The organism is Phaeodactylibacter xiamenensis, assembly GCF_965229835.1.
Classification (GTDB): Bacteria; Bacteroidota; Bacteroidia; order Chitinophagales; family Saprospiraceae; genus Phaeodactylibacter; species Phaeodactylibacter xiamenensis.
Genome location: NZ_OZ245931.1, coordinates 3,573,176 through 3,587,845, shown reverse-complemented (window position 1 = coordinate 3,587,845; position 14,670 = coordinate 3,573,176). Strand labels below are relative to the sequence as shown.

Sequence of the window (14,670 nt, the reverse complement as noted above, 5' to 3'; positions counted from 1 at the left end):
AAAAAGCTGCATGCCCGAAACCAATGACTGCATAGAACGCGCCAAAAGAGGCGATACCCAAGCCTTCCGTTTGCTGGTTGAGCAGCATCAGGGGCAGGTGCGGGCAATGGCACGCAGCATGTTGGGAGCGGTACCGGAGGCGGACGATGTGGCACAGGAGGTTTTTATCCGCCTGCATCAGGCGCTGCCGGATTTCCGGGGAGATGCGAAGCTGAGTACTTATCTCAGCCGTATTGCGATTAACCTTTCCCTGAATGAGCTGAAAAGGCGTAAGCGCAAAGGGCGTTGGCTCACATTTACCCGGTCAGATGGCCCGGAGCTGCAGGTGGAAGATACTGCAGCCCGGCCCGAGCGTCAGGATTTACAGGATGCACTACAGCAGGCGATGCAACAGCTTGGCCCTGAGTTTCGCGCGGTAGTCACCTTGCGCCTGATGAAGGGGTATTCCGTAAAGGAGACCGCTGATATTCTGGGGCTGCCACAGGGCACTATAGCCTCACGTTTGGCAAGGGCACAGCAGAAATTAAGATTAATTTTAGAACCATGGCTATGAAAGACGAAGCATATTATCAGGGCTTACTTGCCCGGTCTTTCGATGAAGAACTGGACGATGGAGACCGGGCTGATCTGGAACAGGCACTGCGTACTTCCTTCGAGCTGCGTCAGCAGGCAGGTCAATACCGGAAGCTGCGCGAGGCTTTCCGTTCTATGCCAGCGCCGGAAAGTAAAGCCTTTACAGATGCAGTTATGCAAAAAGTAAAGCAAACCGTTGCTGATCGTGTACCGGTCCGATGGTTGTACTGGGCTGCTGCCGCAAGCATAGCGGTCATACTTCTGGCGGGGGGCAGTGTCTACTGGTCGGCAGGGAGTTTCTCTCCCGATGCTCTGGTAGGTGTGAGCGAACTGGCACCGGAAGATGCCGTCACTTTACTTCAGGCCTATTAATCTATAATCATGAGCCGACTACAGCTTTTACTGATTGGGTTTTTACTGCTTGCTGCCGGATTTGCAGGAGGCTGGGCCACCCACCGGAGTATGGTCGTAGACCGCATGCACGATGTGGCCCGGATGCGCAAAGCAGGTGGTTTTGAAGACTTCCTGTACCGGCGCATACAGGCTACTCCGGAGCAGCAAAAGACGCTTGACCCCATCGTGCAACGCTACGGTGTGCGCATTGACAGCATACACCATCGTTTCGGGGTTGACCGCCGTGCGATGATTGATCAAATGCACGAAGAAATAAAACCCTTGCTAACTGAAGAGCAGGTTGAAAAATTAAATCGGTTTTCCCGACGTTTTGAGATGCGGGATGGCCATCCTAAAAAAAGGCGGCAGCGGGATTAAACCCCGTGGCGCCTTTATCATCAAACATCAAAAATTATCGCTATGAAAAAGGTATTTTTGAACGCTGGCTTCTTGCTGGCAGCACTGTTTTTGACCGCAGGTGCGGTATGGGCACAGCCACAAAGCCATCACCGTGGCGGCAATGGCAGCCCCTTTAAGGCTATTGAAGAACTTAAGGAAGAGCTACAGCTAACGCCCGAACAGGAAAAGGCGATTGAAGAATTAAAGAAAGAGACACGTAACGCTCAAAAAGAAGCCCGAAACGCAGAGCGTACCCGGAAGCAATCGATGCACCAAGCGCTCAAAAGCGAACTGGATGCTATCCTGACGCCTGCTCAAACGCAAATACTGGAAGCTCATCATGAGGCCAAAAAAGCGGAGGCTAAAGCTATGCGTGACAAGATGCGCGAGTACCATGAACAAAACGTAGCGCCGGTCTTGCTGGAGCAGCGCAAAAAGCTGGAGCTCAAAATCAGTGACGAGGATAAAGCAACGCTTGCCAGGATTCGTACAGAACGGCAGGGCTCCCGCCCGCACAAGGCTGACGGCCACAAAGCTGCCTCCCGGCCCAATGGGGACGAACTCTCAGCATTGGTACAAAAGTACGATGAGGAAATCAGCATGCTGATGGAAGAGATCAAACCCAAACGGGAGCAGTGGGAAAAGGATATGAAAACCATGAGTGAAGCCAACCGTCCGGAGCGTAAAGGCAAACAGGGCATGAAAAAGGGGGCGCATCGTCCAAAGCCAGATTTCCAGAAAGTACGGTTCTTGCTTATGGATCCGGCAAAAGGACCGGAATTTGATAATAATAACCGGTACTAAACCAAAAAATCCTTAACTTAGGGTGTGAAAATGCTCCCGGAGCTTACAGGTTTCGGGAGCATCTCTCTGTATAACCACTAAAGGAAAAGACACCCATGTTAATCAAAACCTATGCAGGCGCCGTACAGGGCGTGGATGCTCAAACCATTACCGTAGAAGTTAACGTTGGCGGAAAGGTTGCAACGGACAAAAATTTCTATCACCTGGTAGGCCTTCCGGACAATGCGGTTCGTGAAGGCTTTTCTCGTATGGAGGCTGCTATGCAGAATATCGGGTTCAAAATGAAACGGATCAAAACTGTTGTGAACCTTGCCCCCGCCGATATCCGAAAGGAAGGCTCGGCTTATGATTTGCCTATTGCGATTGGAGTGTTGGCGGCCTCTGAGCAGATTGACGGCAGTGCTCTGGATCAGTATATCATGATGGGTGAGTTGTCACTTGATGGTAGCCTGAGGCCTATTCGTGGTGCCCTGCCGATTGCTATTCAGGCCCGGAAGGAGGGCTTTAAAGGGTTTATTCTGCCCAAAGAGAATGCCCGTGAAGCAGCAATTGTAAATGAGCTGGATGTGTATGGGGTGAGCAGCCTGAAGGAAGCTGCCGATTTTATTAACGGCGATCTCAAGATCGACCCCAAAATGGTGCTGACCCGTGATGAGTTTTTCGAGCAGCAGAATATCTTCGATATTGACTTTTCTGATGTGAAGGGGCAGCAAAATATTAAGCGGGCCCTCGAAATTGCAGCTGCGGGTGGGCATAATGTAGTCCTGATCGGGCCTCCCGGAGCAGGCAAGACCATGCTGGCGCGCCGCATGCCGACGATTTTGCCTCCTCTGAATTTGCACGAGGCGCTTGAAACGACCAAGATACATTCGGTAGCGGGTATGTTGCCTCCTGATTCGGCTCTCATTGCCAACCGCCCATTCCGGTCGCCTCATCACACCATTAGTGATGTAGCGCTTGTGGGGGGAGGTAGTAACCCTATGCCCGGGGAGATTTCTCTGGCGCATCATGGCGTACTGTTTCTGGATGAGCTGCCCGAGTTCAAACGGACGGTCCTGGAAGTATTGCGGCAGCCAATGGAAGAACGGCGTGTGACTATATCCCGGGCGCGTATGACGGTAGATTACCCGGCAAACTTCATGCTGGTAGCCTCTATGAATCCCTGTCCGTGCGGGTATTACAATCATCCGGACAAGGAATGTGTCTGCGGCCCGGCTCAGATCAACCGGTACCTCAATAAAATCTCCGGTCCGCTGTTGGACCGGATTGATTTGCATGTGGAAGTGACGCCGGTATCTTATGATGAGTTGGCAAGTAAGGAAATACCAGCCGAATCGAGTAGTGAAATTATGGCGCGGGTCATCAAAGCAAGGGAGATTCAGGCTGAACGCTATAAGGATGCTCCGGGCGTTAATGCCAATGCGCAAATGTCGGGCAGACAGGTTCGGGAGTTTTGTGAAATCGGGCAGGCCGGCCGGATACTGGTCAAGAAGGCCATGGAAAAGCTACAGCTCTCCGCCCGGGCTTACGACCGGATACTAAAGGTGGCCCGAACGGCAGCCGACTTGCACGAGAGTGAAAATATCGAAATAGAGCACCTGGCCGAGGCTATACATTTCAGGAGCCTCGACCGTGAAGGCTGGGCAGGATAGCACGCTGATGTAAATAATAATCCCAGCACTGTATGATGATCCACACCGCTGATGCACTTAATTTTTTGCGCAAACTAACCATACATAGAGTTTGGAATGCCATAAAGGTCTGGTCCTCCTATTGGGTGACCCGGTTTTTGCGGCGACCTGTACAGTGGGGATTACCTATCACTATTTCCGTAGAGCCGACTACTGCCTGCAATTTGCGGTGCCCGGAATGCCCAAGCGGTCTCCGGTCTTTCACCCGGCCCACCGGAAACCTGAAGAAAGATTTCTTCCGGCAGATCATCACTGAACTGGGCGACCGACTGATCTACCTGATTTTTTATTTTCAGGGAGAGCCTTATATCAATCCGGAGTTTCTCAATATGGTGGAGCATGCCTCAAAGCGGGGGATTTATACCATCACCTCCACGAACGGGCATTTTTTGAACAAAGCGAATGCTCAGAAAACGGTGGCGTCAGGGTTAGACCGGCTCATCATCTCTGTGGATGGCACTACACAGGAGGTATACGAAAACTACCGCAAGGCAGGCAATCTCGAGACGGTACTTCAGGGTGCAAGAAATGTTGTGGCTGCAAAACGTGAAATGAAGGCCTCAAAGCCGCATATCATTTTTCAGTTCCTGGTGGTACGGCCAAACGAGCATCAGATACCGGAAATTTACCGCCTGGCGGAGGAAATAGGTATTGATGAGGTCCGCCTGAAGACCGCACAGGTATATGACTACGAGCAAGGCAACCCGCTTATTCCACTCAACGAGCGCTACTCCCGCTACGCCCGGCAGGAAGATGGCACCTACCGGGTCAAAAATCAGCTGCTTAATCACTGCTGGAAACTCTGGCATGCCTGTGTCATTACCTGGGACGGGCTGGTAGTGCCCTGCTGCTTTGACAAAGACGCACAGCACCAACTGGGCGACCTCAAGCGCAGTTCGTTTGCCGAACTGTGGCAGGGTACGGCATACCAGCAATTCCGGATGCAGCTGCTACAGGGGCGTGATCAAATTGACATCTGCACCAACTGCACAGAAGGCTGCAAAGTATGGGAGAAAGCCTGATTGTATTCCAGATCAAACAAAGACCAATCCTTATCCCAGTCCTCACCAATCATTTCATTCAGCCAGGGCTCTTCGGCTTTAGAGGTTGGCTTGAGCAGGGCATTGCCAATGGCGCACTCCAGGCATCGCTTGGGGGTGCAGTATTGCTGTTTTAGTTGCAGTAATGCCTGCGTATGGTAGGCGGAGCCGGCTTTTACGCCAAGGTGTTTCCATTCCCTAATCACTTTGTTTTGCTCCGGGGGGAGTTTTTCGAGGATATCCAGACCTTTATCCCTTATGCGGTCATCTCCTTTGCGGGTACCATAGAGGAAAAGCATGGGAGCCACAGTATTGATAATGACCGAACGGACAGTCTGTTCACCGAGGGCTTTGGCTTTGCGCTGAGAGGCTCTGTCAAAGGTATAGTGGTCCCACCAGTAGTTAGAAAGCTTGATGGTGAAGAAGTTGTTGAGCTCCGTAAGGTCATGGGCTGCCATGGCTTTGCTGAACCACCCTGCCTGTTGATAAATCATAGTAGCCAGCTGTGCGATACGGATGGTGGGGAAGTTGGCAGGCCGGAGCCGCAGGTACTTCCAGGTTTGGCGCGGCATAGGCGTCAGCCCGTGCTTTTGTTTCAAAAAGCGGTATTCCTGTTGCAGCCGCCTGGGGTACTCGTCTTCGAAAGTGTCTTCCAATAGGCCGGATTGTCCAAACAGCAGTGCTTCTACCTGGAACAGGCTATGGCGGTATTTGTAAAGCAGGAGCAGAGGTGTACGTTCTGCCAGCATTTGCATAGGCTCGGCGTTGACTTTTCCGCCCATACTGCGAGCCATAAACTGGTAGAAAGTTTCTTCCCAGCCTTCCCTGTTGCGTTCCAATTGTTCCATAATCTTACTGGCCCGGCTTTCCAGCCGCTCTGCAGCCATGCGGTCCAGCCATAGGTTGAGGGTGAGTTCGCTAACTTGTCCAAGCGTATTGGCGCAGGGCACCCATTGCTCACTTTGGATCAAACGTTGGTAATGTGCGGCCAACCTTCTTGAGATACGCTGCTTCATTTCCAGGCAGGGGATGGAAGTACCGTTGCCTCGTTGAATGGGCGCATCGTCTTCGTAGACAACATGTAGGATTACGTTGTCGTAGGCAGTGTCCGTCTGATGCCCGTGCTGTAGCCAGTCTGAGCTGCGTAGATGCATTTCTACATTCCCCGCCCAAACGGTATCACCGATCCGCAGCCTTGCGTTCAGAAAATCTGGTCCGGCGTGGGTGTTGAGTTGGCCGGGGTGCAGGACTTCCACTGCTTCTCCATCGGTCGTTTGAAGCGCAGTAGCATTAAAGCGGCGCATACGCCAGGCATAATGAAGGAGTTCCTCTTTCATGATTTTGGTTTTTTGGTAGTTATATCTATACACAAAATCCGGCAAGGCAGCTCCCACTCAGGAGAACTCTTCGTAGAAACACAGTTGGTATCCGGACCACTCTGTAAAGCCCGGCGGAGAACTGAGACGCTCAGGTTGCCCTGCTGCTCTGAAAGCGGTAAAGCCTTAAGCGCCGAGTTTTCCATACAGGCCAACTCAGTCTAATTAGCAGTTTCCTGGTGGAAGCCACTTGCCGCAAATCAGTAAAATGAGTCATGAAAATCTGCCTTAATGGCAGGGGACGCGAAATTATCGTGGAGCAAGAGTTACAGAAATAAGCGCAAATCGACTATAAGTCTGACACAAATATAGTAGTTATTGTTGTTTATTGCAAATTTGGAAAACAAAAAATTTATATGTCCCAAAAAGACCTTGGCCTGCGAAGGACTACGATAGTGTCGCGCAGCGTAATGAAGAAGTAAATAAGTACAGCAAGACCAGGTATGATCAGGCTCCAGTAGCCAGCCAGCCAAAACTTGAGCGGCAGAAGGAGGAGGATGCTGCCGAGCAATAACAAATAGGGCTTGCGGCTGCGGTAGGCATAGGCTACTATCAGGTGGAAAGCGCTACCCGTTTGCCAGAGCGCAAGGCCCGCCACTACTGCAAGCGCCCAAAGCCACCATTTGCCTAGGACCACTATCATTGCAAGGGCGATTAAAACAGACTGTCCTACAAGGTCAAGCTTCATTCTGTATTGGCTGATCATATTTTCTTGTTTGTTCCTGTTTGAAACCTGTGAGGCTTAATTCAAGTTTATCCAAAGGTAAGCTTTTTTATAAAACTTTCAATAATTTATGAAAGTTAAAGTTTTGGTTTTACTCTTGCGTGGACCCAACCAAGCGCCGGCTTCAGAGGTGGCAGATCGGTCTAGGCTTCAAATATCATAGGATTAAGTTGCTCAATCAGGAGCGAGCAGAGGCCTCGAAGTTGGATGTTGCAGAGGTTTGAAGTGCTTAGTATGTGTTTTAGGTTGTCAATGCTCACCCAAAACTGGTTTTCCCGAATATCAAAATCATTGTTCACTTCGATAAGCTGGAACTCGAATTCGTGGTTGATGAATCGCCCTCCTTCATCAGACTGAGCAAACCTGGCGAAAGGAGGAGGAAGGTTGTTGACTTCCGGAGTGTGAGTGTCCTCTGGATAAAAAAGGTAAGAAGGTGATATCGAAAAAGAGGAGGGCGTACCTTTCTCTTCTTCTACAGTAAGCAGGAATACGCGTTGCCCGGACAGCTTGCTGCAAAGCAATATGGCTTTTCCTCTTCCCTCAGCTCTCCAAAGCGGCTGCGTCCATCCTTGTACTTCCCGGTGGTTGGTCTCGATTTGGTAGAGCCCGATTTCCTGATTGTTTTTGTTAATGCGTATAGCTTGGTCTTCAATGGAGAAGGCACTTGATTGATCAATCGGAATGAACTTGTTCCTGCAGTTAACGGAGTGGCTCTTTTTTAAATAGTACTCCAGTATTGCTGACGACTGAGTTTGTTCAGGATGCGCATTTTGACCGGATAGGGAGTCCCATTCAAATACAGCAATAAGAGAGCGCAAATCGGTATTGAGGATGAAATCCATTTTTACTGCTTCAGCCAGGACAGGCAGCGGCAGCCAAATATAGGTATCTGCTGTTTCCAGCAGGGCGCTGACAAGCGCAAAATTGTGCCACTTTGTTTTTTGATAATAGCGTTTTCCGAGGTCAAGCTGATTGGTGGAATGGAATCCAGTTACATGACGATGGCCAGAGTAGAGGTAGTCCAGATAAGGGTTTTTCTTACCGTTATGAAGGCGGAGAAAATTAGCAGGAGTAGACTGAATGGTGGGGCCCAGTTGTATGACCCCGGTATTTCCAGGCTCAATTCGGGCCTGAGTGAGTACGTAGGGGCCCAAGCCCTTTTTCGAGGGACAAATGAGGAGGCCTGTAACAGCGCTTTGAGGCTGGAAAAGATAAAGGGTATCGGAGTCGTCCTCCATATCATTCAGGCCAATCACATGAAAAAAGCCTCCGGTTTTATGCGAAAGCATTCCGTCCTTAATCAGCCACTCTTCCTGAGCGTCAAAGGAGGTTCGTTGTATATGGAAGGAAGAAGTACGTAGCGTTTCAGCTAAAAAAGCTTGTAATTCCTCAATAGTATTGGCAATCCTAGGCATAGGTCTTAATCAGTTTATCGAATTGAAACTCAAGAAAACTAGGGAAATTGGTCTCTGTGAGGCGTTCGACCAGAAACAACTTCAGGATGCAGCAGTAGTTATAGATATGGAAAGAGCCCTTGCCCATGGGGTTGGCCATCAGGACCAGGCTTCCCGGCTTTAACCAAAGCATATTGGCAAGGTCTGCACCCCGTATAGCAATTACCCCATCTGCATTATAAAATGTATGAATCTGCTCCACAAGCGAATATTTTCCAGGCTCGTAAATGGTAGCGGAGATTTCCTGTTCCCGTAACAATTTCATACCCTCTTCCAAATGCAGCATTGATCTGCGGGAATTGCCGTACCCTTTTTTAAGGGCTGCCCCATTTTTATTGTAATAAGCAGGCATCTCTGAGCGCTTGAGGAGGAGCATTCCTGCAGACGGCGCTGTTTCCAAATTATTGATCCTGGACAGGATCGCATCCTTGACACAAAGCAAATCTTTTTTGAGCTGAAAGCTCTGCCTGGATATTGTAATGCTTCGGCGCACTCTTTTTGGGAAGTTTCGGGTATTCCTTATAGACAAATCCGTTACGAACCGCCTCCTCCAGATCAGGAAGAAAAAGCTTCGCCTGAGCAGAATGTCCCACCTGGGTACAGTAATGACGTTTGTAGCGTTGGTGGATTGGTTTTTTTCTATTCGGTACTGAATAGAAAATAAATCAGCCATCTCTTCTATCAGCCCGTTCATCACCGGGCCGCAGTCCTCAAAAACGAACGTAAGGGAAGATGCCGGACTGGATTCAGAAACCTTAATAATATGATGGAGTGATGGGAGGAGATAACCCAGCATGAAATGCCAGTAATGTTCCTTTGATCCGCCATGATTACCTTTATGCAGGTAGGATAATTTTATTTCCTTCATCAAACAGAGCCTTACATTTTACAAATGTTGAAATTGGATAATCCATGACTGTTCCCCATGACCATACGAGGCGCACACACGCAGAAGGCGCACGGTTTTAATTCAGGCATATTGTTTTTTAGAAAACAGCTTGGTCCGGCTTAATTCAAAATGCCAGTATTCCAAAAGTAAAATAAGCTAAAAATTACATGCCGGCAAAGTAGACTTTTGGCTTATGAAAGCCAAAAGTATGAGATTATGGATTTAGACGATATTGTTGGTTATTCAACGATAAATAGCAACCTCCTCCAAATACCGGTAAACAGCATCAGGCACCAGGTACTGCACCGATTGTCCGGCTTTCAGGCAATTGCGGATGTAGCTGGCCGAAATCTGCATCAGTGGGGCTTCCACAATTTTAATGCCTGGGTGCTGCTGAAGGTCACCCAAATCATGGCTGGGGCGCTGGTAGACAAATATTTCATGATCGCGGAGCAGCAGCTCGTAGTTTTTCCATTTGTGCAAAGTTGCCAGATTGTCTCCGCCCATGATAAGGACGAACTGTCGGGAGGGGTATTTTTCCTTCAGGTAGGAGAGGGTATCCACGGTGTAGGAAGGTTGGGGGAGCCCAAACTCAACATCTGAAGCTTTTAACTTTGGGTTATCGCCAATGGCCAGTCGAACGAGGTGGAGCCGGTCATGGTCCCGGGCGAGCGTTTTTTTAGGCTTAAGCGGGTTGTGGGGAGAGACGACCATCCATACCTCCTCCAGGCCGGTTTGTGTGGCCATAAAATTGGCGATGATCATATGCCCAACGTGAACGGGATTAAACGAGCCAAAGAAGAGCCCCACTTTCGGCATGCTCATGGTTTCAGGTTTATTCTTGCATCATTTCACGGACCAGGCTGTCAGGTAGCTGCTCCAGAATGTCATTGTCGATCTGTATCTCTTCCTGAGGTGCATCCACCAGCCACTGGCCGTTGAGTTTTACCAGGTGATAGTCGGAAGTGTAGCGCTCGTATTGATCTTCCAGCACGCACTGACACCGCAGCGTATCCTTTTTACCCTCACAATTGACAGAAAGGAACTCGGTATGAAAAAGGGTGCTGTCGGGTTGTTCTTCTTCCACAATAGCTTTCAGCTCATCCAGCCAGGCTTTACCGGCAGGCGTGCTCAGGGCTTTTGCTTTTTCAAGCAGATTTTGGTCTACAAAGCGCTGGTATTGTTTCAAAACGGCTTCCGGTTCACTGGGAGGGGGAGGGGCATCACTACCACAGCTCCCAAAGAGCACCACCATGATCACCACAGGCCATAGGTTGTTGTATTTCATATTGCGTTTGGTTGTGGGTTAGGACCGCTTCAGGCCTGGCAAAAACAAAGACGAGCCATTGTCGACAATGGCTCGTCTTCAGAGCATCGGTAAATTAGTTGCTCAGCATCACTGGCATGACCAGCATCAGAATTTCTTCGCCCTCGGTTTCTTCCGCCGGCACCATGATACCAGCGCGGGTGGAAGTTGAGAGTTCAATTTTCACTTCGTCACTTTCCAGGACGCCTAACATTTCCACCAGGAATTTGGCATTAAAGCCTATCGTCAAAGGCTCACCTTCGTAAGTGCAGGCCAGTTGCTCTGTAGCTTCGTTAGAGAAGTCGAGGTCCTGAGCAGAGATGGTCAGGCTGCCGTCATTGATATTCAGGATGACCTGATTGGTGGTTTTGTTGGCGTAGATGGCAATCCGTTTGAGGGAGTTCTGGAAGTCTGAGCGTGACAGGCTCAGTGTATTCGGGTTGTCTACGGGGATGACCGCGTTATAATCGGGGTAGCGTGCATCAATAAGGCGGCAGACCAGTCGTGTATCTCCAAAGGAGAAAAAGGCATTGGCATTATTGAAGGCAATGTCAATATCTTCATTTTCAGGGAGGCTGCCTTTGAGTAGGTTCAGTGCTTTTTTAGGCACGATGAAAGACGTGGAAACCTCGCCACCGATTTCATTGAAAGTATACTTCACCAGTTTATGGGCATCCGTAGCGACCAGGATCAGCTTATTGAAGTCGACCTGAAAGTATACACCCGTCATTGCCGGGCGCAGCTCATCGTTGCTCGCTGCGAAGATGGTCTTGGTAATACCGTGGGTCAGAGAGCCGCCCGGCATAGAAATTTTATCGACTGAATCTGGTTGCGGGATGCTCGGGAAGTCCTGCCCATCCTCGCCGGCAAGTTTATACTTACCATAGGCAGAGGTGATTTCAATGCCGAAGTTTTCATCATTCACGGTGAAGGTGATGGGCTGTTGAGGAAGCGCCTTGAGGGTTTCCAGCAGAATTTTAGCGGGTACAGCCACTTTGCCATCTGCATCAGCCATCACTTCGATTTCTGTGGTGATGGAAGTTTCCAGGTCGGTTGCCGCAATTTGGAGCTTGTTATTGTCGATGGTGAAGAGAAAGTCTTCCAGGATTGGCAGCACCGGGTTCGAGCCAATAGCACCACCTGCGATTTGCAGGCGCTTGAGCAATTCTGATGAGGAAACGCTAAACTTCATAGGTATATCCGCTAGGGTTTGAGAATTTGTTGAATTTGGAGGCTTGCCTTCTCATGGTTATGCCGGCTTGCTTTGTTGGCGGCCGGCTTGCAAGCATTATAGCAAACAAAAGTAAATTTTTTTGCTCATTTTCGTACTATCGAATAACCAACAGACTGTTAATAAGTTGAATTATTGCTTTTTGACTCTTTGAATAAAAAATTTATGCCTGACCGATCGCAGCCGCCTGTTATCAAAGATATCCAAACTCTGCATTTGCCGAAACCGGAAATTTTCCATTTAGACAACGGCATACCTGTTTACGTTACCAATATGGGCACACAGGATGTCATTCGAATGGAGCTGGTTTTTTTTGCAGGGCGCACCTACGAAGACAAACAACTGGTAGCCCGTGCCACGTCAAGCTTACTACGCGAGGGGACGCGGCACTACACTGCTGCCCAAATTGCGGAAGCTACGGACTTCTATGGCGCAACGCTGAGCCTGCCCTTCAACCTTGATACGTCGAGCATAGTGCTGTACAGCCTGAACAAGCACTTTGCAGACACCCTGCCCATTTTGCAGGATATGCTAAGAGAGCCTTTGTTTGCCGCAGAAGACCTGGAGGCTTACATCAGGCGCAATCAGCGCCGGCTGGCCGTTGATTTGGCTAAGAACGACACCCTGGCTTATCGCCTCATCACGGAGCAGATTTTTGGCAGTTCTCATCCGTATGGTTATAACAGTACCAGTGAGGCTTATCTGGCTCTGTCGCCGGCTGACCTGAAGAAGCATCATCAAAGGCTTTACAATGCTTCCAATTGTTTGTTATTTATCAGTGGGCGGGTAACGGATGAGGTGAAGCAGCTACTGAACAAAGCTCTAAGCGATGCCCTGAGCCCCGGAGAAAAGCCAGCGCCTCGTGTTCCTGTTCCGGATGGCCAGCCACAGTCTACTTTTGAGCGGCGCCCTGATACCCTGCAGTCTGCTGTTCGTTTAGGAAGGAGAGGGCTCAACCGCCACCACGGGGATTTCTATGGGCTGTATGTGCTTAATACGCTACTTGGCGGCTACTTCGGCTCTCGTCTGATGGCCAACATACGGGAGGAAAAAGGCTACACATACAACATCTACAGCATGTTGGAAACCATGCGGTACGACGGTTCCCTGCTCATCGGCACGGAGGTCAGCCCGGAGTATGTAGAGCCTACTCTTCGGGAAATTGAACGGGAAATGAAAATACTGCAGGAGACATTGGTTGATGAAGAGGAGCTGAAGATGGTCCGGAATTTTTTACTGGGCAACTTTTTGACCATGCTGGATGGTCCGTTCAACGTTTCGGAAGTCATCCGGACTTTGGTACTCGACGGGCTCCCTCTGAGCACTTTTGACGAATTAGTGTCAACGGTACAAAACATTGACGCTGCAGCTCTGCAGGGCCTGGCTCAAAAGTACCTCAACAAAGCAGACCTGTGGCAGGTCATCGTTGGCCCTTAGCTCATTTAATTTGCCCTTAAATTCTTCTTATTGACCAAAAAAATGCGTTGCTTTGCGAGTCGGTAACTTTTACAGCAGCAGGAATCCGGCCTGGCAGGCTGCAAACAGCCCTTTTTTGATAAAAAGAAAGCCCGGCAGGCAATTTATTTTTAGAAAACCATACCCCTGATATAGGAAAAATTGCTAATTTCCATCGTTGTAGAGCCTCGACAGTAGCCGGAGAGATCTGTGCTCCTGTATCGGGTGCGCCGACACCATGTTCGAAACACGATACTATTAACCAGGACAAAGGTTTTAATGAAACTCTTCAGCTTTTTTACCCAAGAACTTGCTATTGACCTTGGTACTGCCAATACACTTATCATTCAGGACGGTAAAATCGTCGTGGATGAGCCCTCTATTGTTGCAAAAAACCGCCGTACCGGTGAGCCTATTGCCGTTGGCAACAAGGCCATGCAGATGCACGAAAAAACACACGAAGATATAAAAACGATCCGCCCGCTTAAAGATGGTGTTATTGCTGACTTTCAGGCTGCGGAGGATATGATCGAAGGCATGATTAATATGATCGGCCGCCGCCGCCGCTTCTTCACCCACATGAAGATGGTAATTTGTATTCCTTCGGGTATCACAGAAGTGGAAAAGCGTGCCGTGTTTGATTCAGCAGACCACGTAGACTCCAAAGAAACTTACCTGATTCATGAGCCTATGGCGGCTGCGCTGGGTATTGGCCTGGATGTGGAGGAGCCTGTTGGCAATATGATTATTGATATAGGCGGGGGCACTACTGAAATTGCGGTGATCGCACTTTCAGGTATCGTTTGTGACCAGTCTATCCGCATCGCTGGAGATGAATTTACCAGCGACATTATGAGCTACATGAAGCGGCAGCATAATATTCTCATCGGGGAGCGTACAGCAGAGCAGATCAAAATCAACGTTGGCTCTGCACTGCACGAACTGGAGAACCCACCTGAAGATTTTGCGGTCAACGGGCGGGACCTGATGACGGGTATTCCCAAGCAGATCATGATTTCTTACAGCGAGATCGCTCACTCCCTCGATAAGTCTATCTCAAAAATTGAGGATGCCATTTTGAAGGCACTGGAAACTACGCCACCTGAACTTGCATCCGATATTTACCGTACAGGGATTTACCTGACTGGTGGTGGTGCGCTCATTCGCGGGCTGGACAAACGTATTGCTCAGAAAACGAAGCTTAAGGTGCACGTTGCTGAGGATCCGCTCCGTGCAGTAGTATTGGGTACCGGCATAGCGCTTAAGAATACCGACCGTTTTTCTTTCCTGATTGACCGGAAGAGCGTGTAGGAAAGCCAAATCACTGAACTTTTA

The 14,670-nt window shown here is 49.5% G+C and carries 15 protein-coding genes; 8 read left to right on the top strand and 7 right to left on the bottom strand.

Annotated features, from left to right (window positions below; all coding sequences use genetic code 11):
* Positions 1 to 10: 10 nt before the first annotated feature.
* The 6 genes from ACO08I_RS13390 (at position 11) to ACO08I_RS13365 (ending at position 4,882) form a co-directional block, all read left to right on the top strand.
* The gene (locus tag ACO08I_RS13390; protein WP_282777386.1) at positions 11 to 553 is read left to right on the top strand and encodes an RNA polymerase sigma factor; all 543 of its coding nucleotides are present in this window, start codon (positions 11 to 13) and stop codon (positions 551 to 553) included.
* Positions 550 to 945, top strand: coding sequence for an anti-sigma factor family protein (locus tag ACO08I_RS13385; protein ID WP_044216884.1), 396 nt, complete (start codon positions 550 to 552; stop codon positions 943 to 945). The genes ACO08I_RS13390 and ACO08I_RS13385 overlap by 4 nt, the downstream gene beginning before the upstream one ends.
* A gap of 9 nt (positions 946 to 954) precedes the next feature.
* The gene (locus ACO08I_RS13380; RefSeq protein ID WP_421949565.1) at positions 955 to 1,344 is read left to right on the top strand and encodes a hypothetical protein; all 390 of its coding nucleotides are present in this window, start codon (positions 955 to 957) and stop codon (positions 1,342 to 1,344) included.
* A gap of 42 nt (positions 1,345 to 1,386) precedes the next feature.
* Positions 1,387 to 2,169 carry a Spy/CpxP family protein refolding chaperone gene (locus ACO08I_RS13375; protein WP_044216881.1) on the top strand — a complete coding sequence of 261 codons (783 nt, stop codon included), beginning with the start codon at positions 1,387 to 1,389 and terminating at the stop codon, positions 2,167 to 2,169.
* Positions 2,170 to 2,264: 95 nt separating this feature from the next.
* A complete protein-coding gene (locus ACO08I_RS13370; RefSeq protein ID WP_421949564.1) occupies positions 2,265 to 3,821 on the top strand; it encodes a YifB family Mg chelatase-like AAA ATPase in 1,557 nt (518 codons plus the stop codon).
* 32 nt (positions 3,822 to 3,853) lie between these two features.
* Positions 3,854 to 4,882 carry an SPASM domain-containing protein gene (locus tag ACO08I_RS13365; protein ID WP_421949563.1) on the top strand — a complete coding sequence of 343 codons (1,029 nt, stop codon included), beginning with the start codon at positions 3,854 to 3,856 and terminating at the stop codon, positions 4,880 to 4,882.
* On the opposite strand, the gene ACO08I_RS13360 is transcribed toward ACO08I_RS13365, so the two are convergent.
* From ACO08I_RS13360 to dnaN, 7 genes are all read right to left on the bottom strand, one after another.
* Positions 4,825 to 6,237 (bottom strand): DUF2851 family protein, encoded by a 1,413-nt coding sequence (locus ACO08I_RS13360; protein ID WP_063978248.1) that lies wholly within the window; start codon positions 6,235 to 6,237, stop codon positions 4,825 to 4,827. The two genes, ACO08I_RS13365 and ACO08I_RS13360, sit on opposite strands and share 58 nt — an antisense overlap.
* 391 nt (positions 6,238 to 6,628) lie before the next feature.
* Complete coding sequence (locus tag ACO08I_RS13355; RefSeq protein ID WP_044216875.1) at positions 6,629 to 6,982, bottom strand: hypothetical protein; 354 nt, start codon at positions 6,980 to 6,982, stop codon at positions 6,629 to 6,631.
* Positions 6,983 to 7,143: 161 nt separating this feature from the next.
* Positions 7,144 to 8,415 (bottom strand): NDP-hexose 2,3-dehydratase family protein, encoded by a 1,272-nt coding sequence (locus ACO08I_RS13350; RefSeq protein WP_421949562.1) that lies wholly within the window; start codon positions 8,413 to 8,415, stop codon positions 7,144 to 7,146.
* The gene (locus ACO08I_RS13345) at positions 8,408 to 9,322 is read right to left on the bottom strand and encodes a glycosyltransferase 61 family protein (protein ID WP_421949561.1); all 915 of its coding nucleotides are present in this window, start codon (positions 9,320 to 9,322) and stop codon (positions 8,408 to 8,410) included. The genes ACO08I_RS13350 and ACO08I_RS13345 overlap by 8 nt, the downstream gene beginning before the upstream one ends.
* A 264-nt stretch (positions 9,323 to 9,586) precedes the next feature.
* On the bottom strand, positions 9,587 to 10,162 hold the full coding sequence (gene nadD / locus ACO08I_RS13340) for a nicotinate (nicotinamide) nucleotide adenylyltransferase (RefSeq protein WP_421949720.1): 576 nt from the start codon (positions 10,160 to 10,162) through the stop codon (positions 9,587 to 9,589).
* A gap of 16 nt (positions 10,163 to 10,178) precedes the next feature.
* The gene (locus ACO08I_RS13335) at positions 10,179 to 10,631 is read right to left on the bottom strand and encodes a hypothetical protein (protein WP_282777368.1); all 453 of its coding nucleotides are present in this window, start codon (positions 10,629 to 10,631) and stop codon (positions 10,179 to 10,181) included.
* 94 nt (positions 10,632 to 10,725) lie between these two features.
* Positions 10,726 to 11,841 carry a DNA polymerase III subunit beta gene (dnaN, locus tag ACO08I_RS13330; protein WP_421949560.1) on the bottom strand — a complete coding sequence of 372 codons (1,116 nt, stop codon included), beginning with the start codon at positions 11,839 to 11,841 and terminating at the stop codon, positions 10,726 to 10,728.
* A gap of 255 nt (positions 11,842 to 12,096) precedes the next feature.
* Here dnaN and ACO08I_RS13325 point away from each other — a divergent pair, with 255 nt between their 5' ends.
* Together ACO08I_RS13325 and ACO08I_RS13320 are read left to right on the top strand one after the other, a co-directional pair.
* Positions 12,097 to 13,317, top strand: coding sequence for a M16 family metallopeptidase (locus ACO08I_RS13325; protein WP_421949559.1), 1,221 nt, complete (start codon positions 12,097 to 12,099; stop codon positions 13,315 to 13,317).
* Between the two features lie 297 nt (positions 13,318 to 13,614).
* Positions 13,615 to 14,646, top strand: a complete 1,032-nt coding sequence (locus ACO08I_RS13320) for a rod shape-determining protein (protein WP_044216865.1) — start codon at positions 13,615 to 13,617, stop codon at positions 14,644 to 14,646.
* The last annotated feature ends 24 nt before the right edge of the window (positions 14,647 to 14,670 follow it).